The organism is Rhizobium sp. 21-4511-3d (assembly GCF_053522545.1).
The window spans coordinates 246,899-263,339 of sequence record NZ_JBNWCF010000007.1 but is presented as its reverse complement, the minus strand read 5'-3'; the positions used below and the strand labels follow the sequence as shown (position 1 = coordinate 263,339).

General features: G+C 63.5%; 15 protein-coding genes. 4 read left to right on the top strand and 11 right to left on the bottom strand.

What is annotated here, in order from left to right; all coding sequences use genetic code 11:
* Positions 1–61: 61 nt before the first annotated feature.
* On the top strand, positions 62–493 hold the full coding sequence (locus tag ACQZ5H_RS17545; protein ID WP_449098586.1) for an Lrp/AsnC family transcriptional regulator: 432 nt from the start codon (positions 62–64) through the stop codon (positions 491–493).
* Here the strand turns inward: ACQZ5H_RS17545 and ACQZ5H_RS17540 are convergent, their stop codons facing one another.
* Entirely contained in the window at positions 494–1,390 is an 897-nt protein-coding gene (locus ACQZ5H_RS17540) for a GNAT family N-acetyltransferase (RefSeq protein WP_449098523.1), read from the bottom strand.
* Positions 1,387–1,857 (bottom strand): dUTP diphosphatase, encoded by a 471-nt coding sequence (dut, locus tag ACQZ5H_RS17535; RefSeq protein ID WP_449098522.1) that lies wholly within the window; start codon positions 1,855–1,857, stop codon positions 1,387–1,389. Before dut ends, ACQZ5H_RS17540 begins: the two co-directional genes overlap by 4 nt.
* Before the next feature lie 91 nt (positions 1,858–1,948).
* Between dut and ACQZ5H_RS17530 the strand changes: the two genes are divergently transcribed.
* Positions 1,949–3,532: a peptide chain release factor 3 gene (locus ACQZ5H_RS17530; RefSeq protein WP_203430030.1), complete on the top strand. Its 1,584-nt coding sequence runs from the start codon at positions 1,949–1,951 to the stop codon at positions 3,530–3,532.
* 4 nt (positions 3,533–3,536) lie between these two features.
* Here ACQZ5H_RS17530 and ACQZ5H_RS17525 read toward each other — a convergent pair whose 3' ends face one another.
* On the bottom strand, positions 3,537–4,292 hold the full coding sequence (locus ACQZ5H_RS17525; RefSeq protein ID WP_449098521.1) for a hypothetical protein: 756 nt from the start codon (positions 4,290–4,292) through the stop codon (positions 3,537–3,539).
* A 122-nt stretch (positions 4,293–4,414) separates the two neighbouring features.
* Positions 4,415–5,929 (bottom strand): choline-sulfatase, encoded by a 1,515-nt coding sequence (gene betC / locus ACQZ5H_RS17520; RefSeq protein ID WP_449098520.1) that lies wholly within the window; start codon positions 5,927–5,929, stop codon positions 4,415–4,417.
* A 124-nt stretch (positions 5,930–6,053) separates the two neighbouring features.
* Here betC and ACQZ5H_RS17515 point away from each other — a divergent pair, with 124 nt between their 5' ends.
* Complete coding sequence (locus ACQZ5H_RS17515; protein WP_449098519.1) at positions 6,054–6,953, top strand: choline sulfate utilization transcriptional regulator; 900 nt, start codon at positions 6,054–6,056, stop codon at positions 6,951–6,953.
* Positions 6,954–6,957: 4 nt separating this feature from the next.
* Here ACQZ5H_RS17515 and otsA read toward each other — a convergent pair whose 3' ends face one another.
* The 5 genes from otsA to ACQZ5H_RS17490 form a co-directional block, all read right to left on the bottom strand.
* Positions 6,958–8,331: an alpha,alpha-trehalose-phosphate synthase (UDP-forming) gene (otsA, locus tag ACQZ5H_RS17510; protein WP_449098518.1), complete on the bottom strand. Its 1,374-nt coding sequence runs from the start codon at positions 8,329–8,331 to the stop codon at positions 6,958–6,960.
* Between the two features lie 43 nt (positions 8,332–8,374).
* Positions 8,375–9,172 (bottom strand): trehalose-phosphatase, encoded by a 798-nt coding sequence (gene otsB / locus ACQZ5H_RS17505; RefSeq protein WP_449098517.1) that lies wholly within the window; start codon positions 9,170–9,172, stop codon positions 8,375–8,377.
* A 57-nt stretch (positions 9,173–9,229) separates the two neighbouring features.
* The gene (locus ACQZ5H_RS17500) at positions 9,230–10,723 is read right to left on the bottom strand and encodes a S10 family peptidase (protein WP_449098516.1); all 1,494 of its coding nucleotides are present in this window, start codon (positions 10,721–10,723) and stop codon (positions 9,230–9,232) included.
* Between the two features lie 133 nt (positions 10,724–10,856).
* On the bottom strand, positions 10,857–12,146 hold the full coding sequence (locus tag ACQZ5H_RS17495) for a CynX/NimT family MFS transporter (protein ID WP_449098515.1): 1,290 nt from the start codon (positions 12,144–12,146) through the stop codon (positions 10,857–10,859).
* Positions 12,143–12,820, bottom strand: coding sequence for a FadR/GntR family transcriptional regulator (locus tag ACQZ5H_RS17490; RefSeq protein ID WP_449098514.1), 678 nt, complete (start codon positions 12,818–12,820; stop codon positions 12,143–12,145). The genes ACQZ5H_RS17495 and ACQZ5H_RS17490 overlap by 4 nt, the downstream gene beginning before the upstream one ends.
* Before the next feature lie 590 nt (positions 12,821–13,410).
* Here ACQZ5H_RS17490 and ACQZ5H_RS17485 point away from each other — a divergent pair.
* Entirely contained in the window at positions 13,411–14,220 is an 810-nt protein-coding gene (locus ACQZ5H_RS17485; RefSeq protein WP_449098513.1) for a class II glutamine amidotransferase, read from the top strand.
* Here ACQZ5H_RS17485 and coaBC read toward each other — a convergent pair.
* The gene (coaBC, locus tag ACQZ5H_RS17480) at positions 14,207–15,418 is read right to left on the bottom strand and encodes a bifunctional phosphopantothenoylcysteine decarboxylase/phosphopantothenate--cysteine ligase CoaBC (protein ID WP_449098512.1); all 1,212 of its coding nucleotides are present in this window, start codon (positions 15,416–15,418) and stop codon (positions 14,207–14,209) included. The genes ACQZ5H_RS17485 and coaBC overlap by 14 nt on opposite strands.
* A gap of 73 nt (positions 15,419–15,491) precedes the next feature.
* Positions 15,492–16,415: a DMT family transporter gene (locus tag ACQZ5H_RS17475; protein ID WP_449098511.1), complete on the bottom strand. Its 924-nt coding sequence runs from the start codon at positions 16,413–16,415 to the stop codon at positions 15,492–15,494.
* Positions 16,416–16,441: the final 26 nt, after the last annotated feature.

Here is a 16,441-nt window from a genome sequence, read left to right as displayed (position 1 = left end):
AAGGGAAGGATCTGGCCTAATAAATTTAGGCGAAGGAGGCGATGTGGCTAATTCTGATAGAATGGACGAAACGGACCAGAAGCTGCTGGATGCGCTTGCCGTCAATTCCCGCCTGTCGCTGAAAGAACTCGCCCAGGCGGCTGGCATGTCCTCGCCGAGCGCGGCCGAGCGTCTGCGGCGCCTGGAGGAGCGCGGCATCATCCGGGCCTTCACCATCGACATCGATCCGGCCGCACTCGGCTATCCCCTGCAGGCGATCGTCCGCGTCCGCCCGCTTCCAGGCCAGCTGCACATCGTCGAGAAGCTCATCCAGGAGATTCCCGAATTCATCGAATGCGACAAGGTGACGGGCGACGATTGCTTTATCGCCCGGCTGGTCGTGCGCTCGATGGGGGAGCTGGACGGCATCCTCGACAAGATCGCGGAACGCGCGGAGACCAACACGTCGATGATCAAGTCATCGCCGGTCAAGCGCCGCCTGCCGCCGGTCTGATCAGAAATCCGCCATCGGCGAAAGCATGGCCGGCGCATCCAGCGCCAGACCGTCCGGGCCGCGGATCATGAAATGCGTCCCATGCGCAGAGGCCGGTGCAGGCTCGCCATTCCAGCCAAGCTTGTCGGGGCGGAAGAGCACCTCCACCCGGTCAGGCCGAACGCCGAGTCCGCCCAGAATGGCGGCCAGCGGCGGAATCGACGCGGCGAGCACGTCGAGTAGGATCAATGTCCCGCCATCGAGCTTCCAGGCGATAACGGCCGGCAGCTGCTCTATGAAGGTGAGCCTCACATCGGGGTCGAGCTGTGTATTGATCAGGAACATCGCAGGGCTTGAGACCACGGCAAGCGCATCGGAGACCGGCTCGCGTCGTGCCAGCAGGTCCTGCAGCAAGGCGAGATCATCCGCATTGCCCGGATCGATCGATCGGCCCTGCGTTGCGAAAACAGGCGTCGGCGCATCGCTGCTGAAGCTGTGCATCGGCAACGTCCGGAAGCCATAGGGCTCATAGAGCGCCGCCTTGTCGGTATAGAGCACGATGGCCTCGAAGCCTTGCGCTGCGCACCAGTCGAGCGCCTTCGTCGTCACATCGCGATAAAGGCCGCGCCCGCGCCAGGGCGGCCGCACCGCGCCGGATTGCAGACCGGCCGCATTGATCCGGCGGCCGTTGATCAAGAGAGGCATGGCGAAGGCCGAGAGATTGGCGGCCAGCGTCCCGTCCCCGGCAAACCAGCCGAACGGCATACTTGTCGCATCCGGTCCGCCGAGTTGCATCAGCGGCCCGATGTCGATGCCGAACGTGTCATGGAGAAGCGAGACCAGTGCGCGCCAGGCGGCGTGGTCGGCAAAATAATCCTGCCGGAAAGAGAGGCCCGTCGTGTCCGCTGCCGCGCTCATACGCCGGTGGAGCCGAAGCCGCCCGCGCCGCGCGCCGTGGCGCTCGTCTCGGTGATTTCGGCAACGCGCACCTGGGTAACAGGCGCAATCACCATCTGGGCGATGCGCATGCCGCGGCTGATCTCGAAAGGCTCTTCGCCGAGATTGATCAGCAGCACCTTCACTTCGCCGCGGTAATCGCTGTCGATGGTGCCGGGCGTGTTGAGGCAGGTGATACCGTTCTTGAAGGCAAGCCCGGAACGCGGGCGGATCTGCGCCTCGAAACCTTCGGGCACTTCGAAGATGAATCCGGTCGGCACCAGCGCGCGCTTGCCCGGCGCCAGCGTCATCGGCGCGCCCTCATCGACGGCCGCGCGCAGGTCCATACCGGCTGCCCCCGATGTTTCGTAGGAGGGCAGGTCCAATCCTTCGCCATTTGCCAGGCGGACGAGGTTGAGCTTCGGGCGGAGGTCGCTTTGGATGTTCATGGGGGCATTACTTTGCGTCCGGCCGCCGAAGGTCAATTGCAAAGCCCGGCCTAAATCGCTAGATAGCCCGCAATTCCACAGGATTCACATGATGGCCGAAACACTCGCCGAGGCGGTCTCCCGCCGCCGCACATTCGCTATTATCGCGCACCCGGACGCGGGCAAGACGACGCTGACCGAAAAGCTGCTGCTGTTCGGCGGCGCCATTCAGCTCGCCGGCGAAGTCAAGGCGAAGAAGGACCGCATCCAGACGCGCTCCGACTGGATGAAGATCGAGCGTGAGCGCGGCATCTCGGTGGTCACTTCGGTCATGACCTTCGAATATGACGACAACGTCTTCAACATTCTCGATACGCCCGGCCACGAAGACTTCGCCGACGACACCTACCGCACGCTGACGGCGGTGGATGCCGCCGTTATGGTCATCGATGCCGCCAAGGGTATCGAGCCGCGGACGCTGAAGCTTTTCGAAGTCTGCCGCATGCGCGACATCCCGATCATCACCTTCATTAACAAGATGGACCGCGAAAGCCGCGATCCCTTCGAGATCCTCGATGAGGTCGAAGAGAAGCTGGCGCTGGATACCGCCCCAATCACCTGGCCGATCGGCCGTTCGAAGACATTCTGCGGCTCTTACAACATCGCCGCTAACACCGTCCGCGGCTCCGATACCGAAGTCGAGGGCACGCCGGTCAACGGGCCGCAGAGCGTCGCCAACCGCCTGCCGGAAAACGAGCGCCAGGCCTTCATCGACGAGACGGAGCTGGCGATCGAAGCCTGCCGCCCGTTCGACCGTCAGGCTTTCCTCGAAGGCCATATGACGCCCGTCTTCTTCGGCTCGGCGTTGCGCAATTTCGGCGTTCGCGATCTCATCAACGCGCTCGGCGAGTTCGCTCCGCCGCCGCGCGATCAGGTTGCGGACATCCGCACCGTCCATGCCAATGAAGACAAGATGACCGCCTTCGTCTTCAAGATTCAGGCGAACATGGACCCGAACCATCGCGACCGCATCGCGTTTGCCCGCATCTGCTCCGGCAAGCTGGAGCGCGGCATGAAGGCGCGCCTGGCGCGTACCGGCAAGCAGCTCGGCCTCACGGCGCCGCAGTTTTTCTTCGCCTCGCAACGCCAGCTGGCCGATACTGCCTATGCCGGCGATGTCGTCGGCATCCCGAACCACGGCACGCTGCGCATCGGCGATACGCTGACCGAAGGCGAAGCGCTGGTCTTCCAGGGTGTTCCGAACTTCTCGCCGGAAATCCTGCGCCGCGTGCGCCTCGAAGATGCGATGAAGGCAAAGAAGCTGAAGGAAGCGCTGCAGCAGATGGCCGAAGAAGGCGTCGTCCAGCTGTTCTCGCCGGAAGATGGCTCACCGGCAATCGTCGGCGTCGTCGGCGCCCTGCAGCTCGATGTTCTCAAGGAGCGCCTGCAGCAGGAATATGGCCTGCCCGTCTCCTTCGAAATGTCGCGCTTCTCGGTGTGCCGTTGGGTCTCGTCGGAAAAGCCGGCGGAGCTCGACAAATTCCTCACCGTCAAGCGCGGCGATATCGCCCGCGATCTCGATGGCGACCCGGTCTTCCTGGCGCAGGACAGCTTCTCGCTTCGTTACGAATCCGAGCGCTACCCCGACATCAAGATGGACGCCATCAAGGAATATCACGTCGCCAAGGCGGCGTGATACCTCATTGCGATTGCCGGCCGAACATCGGTGCACGGCTTGCGGATGGTGAGCGGCTCGACGGGCGGCTGCCTGCCGGCGGCGTGCGCCTGCTTGCGATCACGAGTGCAACCGACACGCCGGCAAAGATGAGCAACAGGCCGTAGGGATAGACCAGCGCGGATCTGAGATAGAAGAGGACGCGGGCTGCCGCCAGGGCCAGGCCTGAGCTGCCAAGCAGCCAGATCGAGAGATAGGGCAGCAGGCCAAGTAGACCGAGAGCGGTGGAAACGAAAAGAAGCGTTTTCCAGGCCTTGTACAGCGTCGCTGCTCCATCGGTGGTCAATTCGTCGGAATCTTTCAGGAGGCTCAGTGTCGCAATCGCCATCACCGCCGTAAATACCGAAGCGGGCATCGGCAAAGTGAGCATGCCGAGGGAGAAGCCAACGGCCCAGAAAGATCCGAAGGTTATTCCAAAAGCGAGATCGGACAGGACAAGCAGGGAAATACAGATGCCGATGAGTAGCGAAATCTCCAGGCTTCGGGCGCGCCGTATCGATATACTGAGCAGCGAGAACGCAAAGATCAGATAGATCACCGGCTTCAGATAAAGGCCAAGTACCAGCGCCAATGCGCCTGCAGCGCCGCCGGTCCCCTGTGCGCCGGATAGCATCACGATCCCATAGACAAAAAACGGGAAGCCCACGGTAATGGCCAAGAACGCGCCGAAACGTATGGCTGCGCCAACTGCATAATCCCTACCACTGATCCAACGCCGCAAGTTCGCCTCCCTCCAGTTGCTTCTCTGGAGGTTTGGATATCACTGATGGCTTTATAAGCGCCAAAACATTTCCTTAAAGTTGCAAATTTATGCAATCATCACGTGATATCAGCCGCGCAGGATCACTCCCCGCGCGGATAGCGCTTGCTTTCTTCGAGCACGTTAAGGTCCATATGGTTGCGCATGTAGCGCTCCGAGGCCTTCTGCAGCGGCTGGTAGTCCCAGGGATAATAGGCACCGTTGCGCAGCGCCTCGTAAACGACCCAGCGCCGCGCCTGGCTTTCGCGCACTGCGGCATCATAGGTTGGCAGGCTCCAGCGCGCGTCCGCCTGTGCCTTTAGTCGGCTCATTGCTTCCGCATGCCTGGGATCTTCTGCGAGGTTGGCCAGCTCATGCGGATCGGCATCGAGGTCGAAAAGCATGGCCGGGTCGGCGTCGCAAAGCGACAGCTTGTAGCGGCCGTCGCGAATGGCGACGAGCGGTGTGATCGAGCCTTCCGCGGCATATTCCATCGGAACCGGGCTGCGGCCGCCGGTGCCGTTGGCGAGCGGCGCCAGATCCTCGCCGTCGGTCCATTTCTTCAGCGAGGTGATATCGAGACCCGCAAGACCGGCGAGCGTCGGCGTGACGTCCAGCGTCGAGACCGGCTGCGTGATCAGCGCCGGTTCCCAGCCCGGAGCGCTGATCATCAGCGGCACCCGCGACGAGCCGTCGAAGAAGCACATCTTGAACCAGAGCCCGCGCTCGCCGAGCATGTCGCCATGGTCCGAAACGAAGAGAATGATCGTATCCTCGGCCATCCGGCTGCGCTCGAGCACGTCGAGGATTTCGCCGACCTTCTCGTCGACATAGGAGATATTGGCGAAATAGCCGCGCCGCGCGCGCCGGATCTGCTCGGGCGTGATGTCGAAGGCCTTGTAGTCGCAGGCTTCGAGCAGGCGTTGCGAATGCGGATCGAGTTCGTCGAAGGGTAGGGCCGGGACCTCAGGGTCGAGTGCCGGGCAATCCTCGTAGAGGTCCCAGAATTTCCGCCGCGCCACATAGGGGTCGTGCGGATGGGTGAAGCTCACCGTCAGGCACCAGGGACGGTCGTCCTGGCGGCGTGAGAGGTCGTAGAGCTTGCGGGTCGCGTTATAGGCAACCTCGTCGTCATATTCCATCTGGTTGGTGATCTCGGCCACGCCGGCGCCGGTGACGGAGCCGAGATTGTGGTACCACCAGTCGATCCGCTCGCCGGGCTTCGTATAGTCGGGCGTCCAGCCGAAATCGGCCGGATAGATATCGGTTGTCAGCCGCTCCTCGAAGCCGTGCAATTGGTCCGGCCCGACGAAATGCATCTTGCCCGAAAGCGCCGTGTGATAGCCGGCCGCCCGCAGATGATGCGCATAGGTCGGGATATCAGAGGCGAATTCGGCGGCGTTGTCGTAGACGCGCGTGCGGCTCGGCAGCTGGCCGGACATGAAGGAGGCGCGGGCGGGCGCGCAGAGCGGGCTTGCCGTATAGCTGTTGGCAAAACGCACCGAGCGCTTGGCGAGCGCCTTCAGATGCGGCGCATGCAGGAAGTCCGCGGGACCGTCAGGGAAGAAGGTGCCGTTGAACTGGTCCACCATGAGGATGAGGATATTCGGGCGCGTCATGCTGTTGTCCTGCCTATGTTTCGAAGGCCGTTGCGCTTCGCCTGCTATTCGATCATTTTATTGAACAACGGCTGTGTATCCTTGTGAAGCTGAATTATTTCGATGCGTGACAAAAGGAATTTTTATGGCTGATCGGCACATTGATCTCGGATGGCTGCGCATTCTGGCCGAAGCCGGCAGGCTCGGAAACCTGTCGTCGGCGGCCGAGGTGCTAGGGCTCACGCAGCCTGCGGTCAGCTATCAAATCCGCCGTCTGGAAGAGCAGATGCAGGTCAGCCTGCTGGAGCGCCGTCATCGCGGCGTCGAATTGACGGCGGAGGGCCGCCGTCTCTTCGATATCGCCTCGCGCACGGTTGCGGATGTCGACACGCTGGTGCGCAGCTTCCGCAACGAGGCCGAGCGCCTGACGCTCCGCCTGCATACCGATTATGCCTTCTCCTCGCTCTGGCTGATCCCGCGCATGCATGCTTTCGGCCAGCGCCACCCCGGCCTCGATATCCAGATCGTCGCCACTCAGTTCGTCGATCGGCCGATGCCGGACCGCCATGATGCGGCGATCGTCTTCGGCAGCCGGCGCGATTTCGGCGCGCACGGCATTTTGCTGATGCCGGAAAAGGTCGTGCCGGTCTGTTCGCCGGGGTTCATGACAAGACACGGGCCGTTCGGCGCGGCACACGAGCTGCCGGGAGCACGCCTGCTGCATCTCGATGTGCCCGGCGCCTCGCCCTGGTTCGACTGGCCGAGCTATTTTGCCGAGCTCGGTCTGCGCCGTGACGGCTCGGCGGCGCCGGGCGAGATGAGCTTCAACACCTATTCGCTCGTCGTCCAGGCGGCCGTCGGCGAGCAGGGGATTGCCATCGGCTGGATGGGCCTGGTGGATTCGCTCCTGGCCTCCGGCATGCTGGTCACCGCCGGACCGGTTCTGGAGGCGGCCGATCGCGGCTACTGGCTGATCCCGCCGCGCGAGAAAACCGCGGAGACGGAAAGCCTGGTGGAATGGCTGCAGGCCGAGGCGGGGCGCTGAAATATCAGGCGCCGAGATCTTTCAGGAAATCTTTGCACCAGCGGGAGACGTCGAATTCCAGAAGATGATCCATCATCTTCTTCCAGCGCTCCTTCCGCTCGTCGAGCGGCATGCTGAGCGCCCGCGCCATGGCATTGGCGGTTCCTTCGACGTCGTAGGGATTGACGAGCAGCGCGCCCTTCAATTCGCGGGCAGCACCCGCAAAGCGCGACAGCACGAGAACGCCGGGATCGTCGGGATCCTGCGCTGCGACATATTCCTTGGCGACAAGGTTCATTCCATCGCGCAACGGCGTCACCAGCCCGACACGGCCAAGACGGTAGAGCCCGGCAAGGATATGGCGGCCGACGGAACGGTTGATGTAGCGGATCGGCACCCAGTCCACCGAGCCCAGCGCGCCGTTCACCCGGCCCGCCTGTTCGGCGACGGTGCGCTGCATTGCTTCGTATTCCGGCACTTCGGAGCGGGATTTCGGAGTGATCTGCAGATAGGTCACATGCCCCTGCTGCGCCGGATTGGCCTTGATGAAGCTCTCGAAGGCGTCGATGCGCTGCGTCAGACCCTTGGAGTAGTCGAGCCGGTCGACGCCGATGATCAGGCTGCGGCCCTCGACGCTCTCGCGAGCCTTGCGCACCATGCTGTGCGTTGAGGACTTGCGGGCGAATTCGGCGAAAGCGGCGGTCTCGATGCCGATCGAATAGGCGCCGCCCTTGAATGTCCTGCCGTGCGAGCTGAAGCGCCCGCCACCCAGCTCGTCGCCGATCCCTTCACGGCGCAGACAGCCGGCAAAGTTTTCAAGGTCATGATCGGTCTGGAAGCCGACGAGATCGTAATGCGAGAGACCGCGCATGATCTCCTCGTGGACAGGCATGGTGAAGAGCACATCGGCCGGCGGCCAGGGTATGTGCAGGAAAAAGCCGATCTTGTTCTTCAGCCCCATCTGCCGCAGTTCGGCAGCGAGCGGGATCAGGTGATAGTCGTGTACCCAAATGACATCGTCGGGCTTGATCAGCGGCGCCAGCCGATGCGCGAAGAAGCGGTTGACGCGGAAATATCCGGCCATTTCCTTGCGTCCATATTCGGCCAGATCCAGCCGGTAATGGCAGATCGGCCAGAGCACGCGGTTGGCAAAGCCGTGATAGTATTCCTCGACATCGGTGTCGGTCAGGTCGGTCAGCGCATAGGTGATGTTGCCCTGCTGAATTTCCGCGAGCCTCTCCGGTTCCTGCTCGCCGCTCGATTTCCCCGACCAGCCCATCCAGATGCCGCCGCGCTCTTCGAGCGCTGCCTTCAGCGCAACGGCAAGGCCGCCGGCAGGCGCAATTCCGCCCTTGTCGGGAACGGGAACGCGATTGGAAACGACGACGAGACGGCTCATGGTTCAGTCCTTTTCATGGAAATGGTTTTGATGATCAAATGGTTCACGCCGCCAGCCGGGCGACGACGCCGCGAAGGGCTGCCGCGGAGGCGATCGACGCTTTGGCTTCGCTTGCGGGCGAGAGCGGTCCGACGCGGATCGACAGGCCACCGAGAGGGTTGACCGCGCGGAACATCGCCTCGTCGGTCACATCGTCGCCGATCGCGATGGCGCGGCGGCCCTTAAAGGGGGGCTGCGCCAGGAAAGCTTCGACGGCATGTCCCTTGTCGGCACTGGAAGGGCGGATCTCGATCACCATCTTGCCATGCTGCATGTGCCAATCAGGCCCGGCGCGGTCGAGCGCCTGCTGCATCAGCGGTTCGAGATCGATTTCCCGATCCGGCGCCAGCCGGTAATGCGCGGCAACAGCCGCTCCCTTGTCTTCAATGAGGACGCCAGGCCAGCCCTGGGTCTGAAGCACGAGATCGACTTTCAGCGCCTCGAATTCCGCCGTCGCCTTGGCTGTCGTCACCGTGCCATCGGCTGCGCGGCGTTCGGCACCATGAAGCCCTGCGATCGGGAAGCGAAGCGGTGCAAACAGCCGGTCGGCATAGGAAAGGCCCCGCCCGGTCACCAGCGCCAATGCGCCGCCAAGCCTTGCGGAGAGAGCTTCGAGCTGGCTGGGAAGTTCCGGCGGCACAACGATGCCGTCAGGCGTCTCCGCAAGGTCGAGCAGCGTGCCGTCGATGTCGAGAAACAGGGCCCAGGAATCTGGAGCGTTGGCCAGCGCGGCAAAGATGGAGTCCTCGCCTGAAGCCGCATCCGGCTCCGCGATGACAAGCGGCTGCTTTTGATAGGACATGAGACCTATCTATGTCAGCGCTCCCAAGCGGCAACCCTATTTGTCCGGTCTCGAACCCTAGTCGCCTGGCTGGATGCCGCCATTCTTGGCGTAGAATGCCTTCGCATCCGCCGTGAAAGCCGCCCGTTGGTCCGCATTGGTGTAGAACATGTGGCCGCCGCGATAGACGTCGAGCTGCACGCGATCCTTGGCAAGGCTCTGCGGCAGGTGATCGACGACATAGCGGCTGACGCCATAGGGCGTCACGAGATCGCTGTAGCCATGGGCTATCAGCAGATGAAAGCTCGGGTTCGATGCCAGGAGCTGCCGGATATCGCCGGTGACGCTCGCCTGCAGGCGCGATCCGCCGCCGCGTCCGCCCCATTCCCATTGCCGGTTCACATCGTTGTCGAGCAGCGAATAGGTCATCTCGGTCTTGAAGCCCAGTTCGTTGCGGGCGTAGTCGCTAAAGGCGCCGCCATAGGCGCGCGTGAATCCGTCGAGAATGGCGTCGTCGCCTCGATCGTAATCGGATTCAGGATAGGGATCGGGCGAGGCAAACCCGGCATCGTAAGGGCTCATCACCTCGCCCTTTTCCTTGCCGGAATTCTTGGCAAAGGCGTTGCCGAGGAAACCGCGGCTGCGGGTTACGACATCTTCCGGAATTCCGGTCAGGCCGGAAACCTTGGTATAGAATGCCTTGGCCGCATCGCCGGACGGCTCAGGCCCCACGAGGGTCGTCAGATAGTCTCCCAGCGCAAAGCGCTCGGCCTCGGTCTGTTTTTCCGCTGAGAAAGCGCCGCGCCGGTCCATCTCTGCTGCGGCGAGCGAGGGAAGTTCGAGAGCAGCGCCGAGAGCGAACTCGTCGGCATTGAACATCAGCTGCGCCTCAAGCAGCGGCGACAGCATGATCGCCCCGGCAACGATAATGCCCTGGCTCTCCTGCAGCGCTCCGGCCACCTTTGCGGCGCGGAAGCCGCCATAGCTCTCGCCGAGCAGATATTTTGGCGAGGCCGCACGGTTGTTGTGGGCGACGTAAAGAGCGATCGCCTTGGCAATGCTCTGCGCATCCGAGCCGACGCTATAATAGTCCTTTGCGTCATCGGCCTTCGCCGTCCGGCTCCAGCCGGTGCCGATGGGATCGATCAGCACGAGATCGGTGAAATCCAGCCAACTCTCGGGATTGTCGGTGAGCTTCGCGTGGGCGCCATCGCGCGCCTGCGGCCCGAAATCGAGAATGCGCGGGCCGACGAGGCCGAGATGCAGAAAGGCGGACGCGGCGCCCGGCCCGCCGTTGAAGGCAAAGGTAAGCGGCCGGTTCGTACCGGCATTCTTTGTGGTATAGGCTGTGTAGAAGATCGCTCCGGTCTGGTTGCCGTCCTGGCCGAACAGATCGAGCGTCCCGGCCGTTGCCGTATAATCCAGTTTCCGGCCGCCGATCGTTGCCTGGTGTTCCGTGACGGCATCCTGCGGAAGCAGCTTGAGAACACCCGGCCGCTCCTCGGAAAAGGCCGGTGCGGCGGCAAGCGAGAGTGTAAGAGCGATGGTCAGCGTCAGCGAGCGAAACGGCAAATGATCTCCTCCGGCGGTAGGTAGAGCCTGAGATAGGGTATCATCCCCCGCCGTGCAGACTCATCAAGACATGGTGATCCCCGGGTGAGCGCAGCTCATCCCCCGGGTGAGCTCATCCCCGCAGCAACCGCGATCAAGGCGTCTCGATCGTCCTCGCGTTGACCTGCAGCGCGCGCCCGGCATTCCAGCCGTTGATGGCAGCGCCGAGGCCGAGGGCGACGAACAGCACGGCGCACCAGGCAAAGCTCCCCGTCCAACTGCGGATCATGCCGACGATCAGCGGGCCGATCGCCGCAAGCAGATAGCCGACGCATTGCGCCATGCCGGAAAGATGGGCCGCAACATGCGAGTCCTTCGAGCGCAACACGATCGCCGTCATCGCCACCGCGATCAGTCCACCCTGGCCGACGCCCTGCAGCGCCGCCCAGAGCCAGACGGTGGACAGCGGCGCAAAGAGCAGGCCGAGGAGCGCAATGACGGCGATAACGCAGAGCGAAGCATTGATCAGCCGCTGATCCCTGCCGCGCACGGCGACCTGCGGCGCCACCAGGCAGGCGGCGGCCTGCACCATGACCGACATCGAAACGATCGCACCAGCCGTGACGCCGTCGAGGCCGCGCTCACGCAGGATCGGAACCAGCCAGCCGAAAACGCAATAGGCGAGGGCCGATTGCAAGCCCATGAACAGCGTCACCTGCCAGGCAAGCCTGTCGCGCCAAAGGCCTTCGACGCGAAAGCCGCTGCGCTTGGCGACATTCTTGGTGCTGAGAACCTGTGGCAGCCAGATCAGCCCGACGACGACGGCCGGAACAGCCCAGGCGGCCAATGCGCCCGAAAGTGAACCGCCGAGCGCATGCTCGATTGGCAGTGTCAGGCCTGCGGCACTCGCCGCACCGGCACAAAGCGCCATCGTATAGCAACCGGTCATCAGCGCGGCTCGATCTGCAAAGTCGCGCTTCACCAGACCCGGCAGCAACACGTTGCCGACCGCGATGCAGCCACCGGCGATCGCCGTGCCGAGAAACAGCAGCGGGATCGAGTCGAGCCCGCGCATCGCCGTTCCGAGCGCCAGAAGGAAGATGACGCCGAGCAAAGTTCGCTCTGAACCTATGCGCTGCGCCAGCCGCGGTGCCAGCGGCGAAAAGGCGCCAAGGCAGACGACAGGAAGCGTGGTCAGCAGGCTGGCGCCGAGCGGCGAAAGGCCAAGCCCGGAGCGGATTTCCGGCAGCAGCGCCGAGGCGCTGGAGAAGACGGGCCGCAGGTTGAAGGCGATCAGTACGAGGCTGACACCGAGCAGGATACGCGCGGTCGATGACATCGCCGCGGGCGGCTGCACCGGCGGCACGCTGTCGGTTTCGGCATCGATCAGCTGTTCGCTCGCCGCATCGAAGGCGTGCGCGGTATCATTGAGGGGAGTGGTCATGACAGGAGCATCCGGTCCAGTGCGGCGATCACGGGGGCCATGAAACGGCGCACCGCCGCATCGGCCTTTTGAGGATCGCCGGTTTCGATGGCATCGATAATGGCGGCATGCGCCGGCATGTCAGGCTCGGGCACATCCTGCCCAAGCGTCGCTTCGATGGTTTCGGCAATCGACGCCGAGAAGAAGTCGTAGATCTCGATCATCGCGCGGTTCTGCGCGGCGGCGATGACCGCCTTGTGGAAGGCGAGATCGCGGGCAATGAAGGCGGCCTTGTCGCCGCCATCGTAGTTGCCGCGCTCTTCGAGCAGGGCTCGCAACCCGGCTATCACGGCAGGCGTCTGCCGGATGCTGGCAAGCCGGGCGGCCTCGACATCGAGCGCGCAGCGCGCCTCGAACTGGTCGCGAAGGCCCGCCCGCCGCGCCATGGTCAGCGGCATGCTGCTGTCGGTCGTCGAGAGAACGTAGGTGCCCGAACCCTGCCGGGTCTCGAGATAGCCCTGCGACACCAGCACACGCACGGCTTCGCGCACCGTTCCGCGGCTGATGGAGAGCATGCCGCAGAGGGCGGCTTCGTTCGGCAGCTTGTCGCCGACGGCCCAGCGCTTGGCGAGAATCTCGCTGCGGATCGCCTCGATCGCGGTCTCCGCCAGATTGGTCTTGCTGAGAGGTTGCATGGTCATATTCATAAAGTCATCAGATGACCTTATGAATATGACGCGGGGCTCATGTCGTCAAACGCTTTCTGCAGAAACGGAAAAAGGGCCGCTTTCGCGACCCTTTCCATGAGTTTGGCCTTGAACTGGCCGGACCGTCAGGCGGTCCTAGGAAGGCTGGCTTTAGAGCGAGGGCTGCCCCGCTTTCGTCACCACTTCCAAGCCTGCTACAAAGACCGAAATCTCATTAGACATTGGATCACCTTCCTTTCGTTTCGTTGAACATGACTCAAAGGTAGGCCGATTCGGCCGCGATGCAAGAAAAAACCCGGCCGCAGCCGTGCCTTGCCGCCTGACGCACCAAGACTTCGAGCAGCGTTGCGACGCAGATTTAAGAAAAATCAAGGTGATGACACCCTGTGGCAGACCGACCTCATGCGCCGAGAAAAGTTGTGAGCAGCGCCAGACGATCGCGGGAAACGTCAACAATCCGTCATAAAGGCTTGCGACTCCGGTAGCCCTTAAGGCCTTATTTACCACCGCGCCCGACAATCGGATCTCGTGTTTTCGGGCATTTTCTGCCGCCAAGACGGCAGGCTGGAGCAAAGAGCATGTGTCGCTGGGCAGCCTATCGCGGAGACCCCCTCTATCTGGAGGAGCTGGTATCCTCGCCCGCGCATTCGCTGATCGAGCAATCCCATTGCGCCACCCGCGCCAAGACAGCCACCAATGGCGATGGCTTCGGCATCGCCTGGTATGGCGACCGGCCGGAGCCGGGCAGATATCGCGATATCCTTCCCGCCTGGTCCGATTGCAATCTGAAGAGCCTTGCGCGGCAGATCCGCTCGCCGCTTTTTCTCGCGCATGTGCGCGCCGCCACCGGCGGCGGCACCCGCCGCGACAATTGCCATCCCTTCACGCACGAAAACTGGTCCTTCATGCATAACGGCCAGATCGGCGGTTTCGAGCGGCTGCGCCGGGCGATGGAAGCCATGCTCGACGACGAGCTTTTCAATGCGCGCAGTGGCACGACGGACTCGGAACTGATGTTCCTGCTCGCCATGCAGTTCGGCCTGCGCCAGGCGCCTGTCTCTGCCATGTCGGAAATGGTGAGCTTCGTCGAAGGCCTCTCGGAAAACGTGCTCGGCAGCGTTCACCTGCGCTTCACCGCGGCATTCTCAGACGGCAAGTCGCTCTACGGCATCCGCTATGCCACCGATCGCAAAGCGCCGACGCTCTATGCCTCGCCGATGCGCGACGGCCACTGCCTCGTCTCCGAGCCGCTGAATGACGATGTCGATGCCTGGGCCGAAATCCCCGATGGCAGTGCCGTGACGATCAACGAAACGGGCATCCATGTCGTGCCGTTCCGGCCGGAACAGCGCCCCCCGACCAGGGCCGATATCGCTATCCCTGCCTGAGCCGCTCGGCGATCACGGCAGCCAGCCTATCGGCCACCTCTTCCTTCGCCATATCGGGCCATTGTTCGATACCGCCACGGCTGATCAGCTTCACGCTGTTGCGCGTTCCGCCCATGATGCCGGTTGCCGGAGAGACGTCGTTGGCGACGATCATGTCGGCGCCCTTTCGCTCCAGCTTGGTCTTTGCATTGCTCTCGACATCCTGCGTCTCGGCCGCAAAGCCGACGACGAGCTTCGGCCGCATCGTGTGATGGCCGACCGTCTTCAGGATGTCGGGGTTTTCGGTCAGCGCCAGCGTCGGGATGGATTCGCCGGGCTGCTTCTTGATCTTCTGGTCGGCGGCGGAGGCCACGCGCCAGTCGGCGACAGCGGCGACCATCACGGCAATATCCGCAGGCAGCGCCGCCAGAACCGCATCGCGCATCTCGTCGGCGCGCTCGACATGAATGGTCTTCACGCCCACCGGATCGGCGATCGTCACCGGCCCCGACACAAGCGTCACATCGGCGCCGAGCTTCGCCAGCGCCGCGGCGATCGCATGGCCCTGACGTCCCGAGGAGCGGTTGGCGATGTAGCGCACCGGGTCGATCGGCTCATGGGTCGGCCCCGAAGTGACGACGGCTCTGCGTCCGGCCAGCGGCTTCGGGCCACCGTCCAGCAGCGCTTCGGCGGCAGCGACGATTTCCAGCGGCTCCGCCATGCGGCCGGTGCCGGCCTCGCGGCTCTCCGCCATCTCTCCCGCCATCGGCCCGATCATCCGGATGCCATCGCCAGCGAGCGTCGCGACATTGCGCTTCGTCGCCGGATGCGTCCACATACGCGGGTTCATCGCCGGTGCAGCGAGCACGGGCTTGTCGGTCGCGAGCAGAATGGTCGAGGCAAGATCGTCGGCAAGGCCGTTCGCCATCTTCGCTATCAGGTCGGCAGTCGCAGGCGCGATCAGCACCAGGTCGCAATCGCGCGCCAGCCGGATGTGGCCGACATCCTGTTCGTCCTGCCGTGAAAAGAGATCGGTGAAGACATGATCGGCCGCCAGCGCGCCGACCGCGAGCGGCGTCACAAATTCCTGCGCACCCGATGTCATGACGGGACGCACCGAAGCGCCGCGCTCGCGCAATCTGCGGATCAGATCGAGGCTCTTATAGGCTGCGATACCGCCCGAGATGATAAGCAGGATGCGTTTGCCGCTGAGAGCCATGGCCTTCTACCCGTCGTTTTGTTGTTGCGGTGAGCCTAAGCCTTTGGCGAATAACATGCAATGCGTGCAGCGCTCAGTGCGCCCGCCGCCCGCGCGCCGGCGTGAAGATGGCGATCGCCAGCCCGACGCCTGCAAGCTGCAGGATCGAGCCGCCCGCTTCGGCGATCGTCGGCAGCCGCTGCTCGAAGAGGAAGCCGAAGATCAAGCCGAACACCGTCTCGGCAACGATCAGCTGCGCCGCGAGCGCCAGCGGCAGCCGCTTCGAGGCAATCATCCAGAGCAATGTCGCGAGCCAAGCCCCGGCAAGCCCCATGATCAGCGACCAGAGAATGAAGCGCCAGAGCTCGGCCGTGGTGAAGACGATATCGGTGCCGGCGGAGGTGAAGGGGATGAGCACGAGGCAGCCGAGCCCGGCGCCGATGCCCTGCAGTCCGGTCCATTGCAGAATGTCGGGCGCGTCGGGCGATTGCATCGCGGCGGTGCTGGCAAGACCGTAGATCACCCACAGGATCAGGCCGATCATCGCCGAGCCGATGCCGAGCAGGATGGCGCCCTGATCGCCCGATGGCGTCGTCGCGAAGATCGACAGATTGACCCAGCCGATGCCGATCGCGATCAGGATCAAAGGCAGCGCCAGCAGCCGCCACGGCACCGAGCGGTCACGCAGATTGGCGATGACGGCGAGCAGCACCGGCATGGTGCCGATGACGAGCGGCGGGATCGCAGCGCCCGCCAGCCGCACCGCATAGGCGACGCTGACGAAATAACCGACATAGCCGATGCCGCCGAGCAGCAGCGCGGTTATCGCCATTCGCGGCCTGATATTCCGGGGACGGAAGCGTGGGCTGACCATCAGCACGATGCTCGCCAGCGCAAACAGCCCGTAGCGCGTCACCGTCAGGTCCATGGTGCTGAAGGGCGCGATGGCGCGCGGCACGACGAAGGTCAGTCCCCACAAGGCGCATGTGGCGAGGCCGCAGAGAATACCGAGAAGCATGGAACACCCGAGGCGAAACCGCCGGA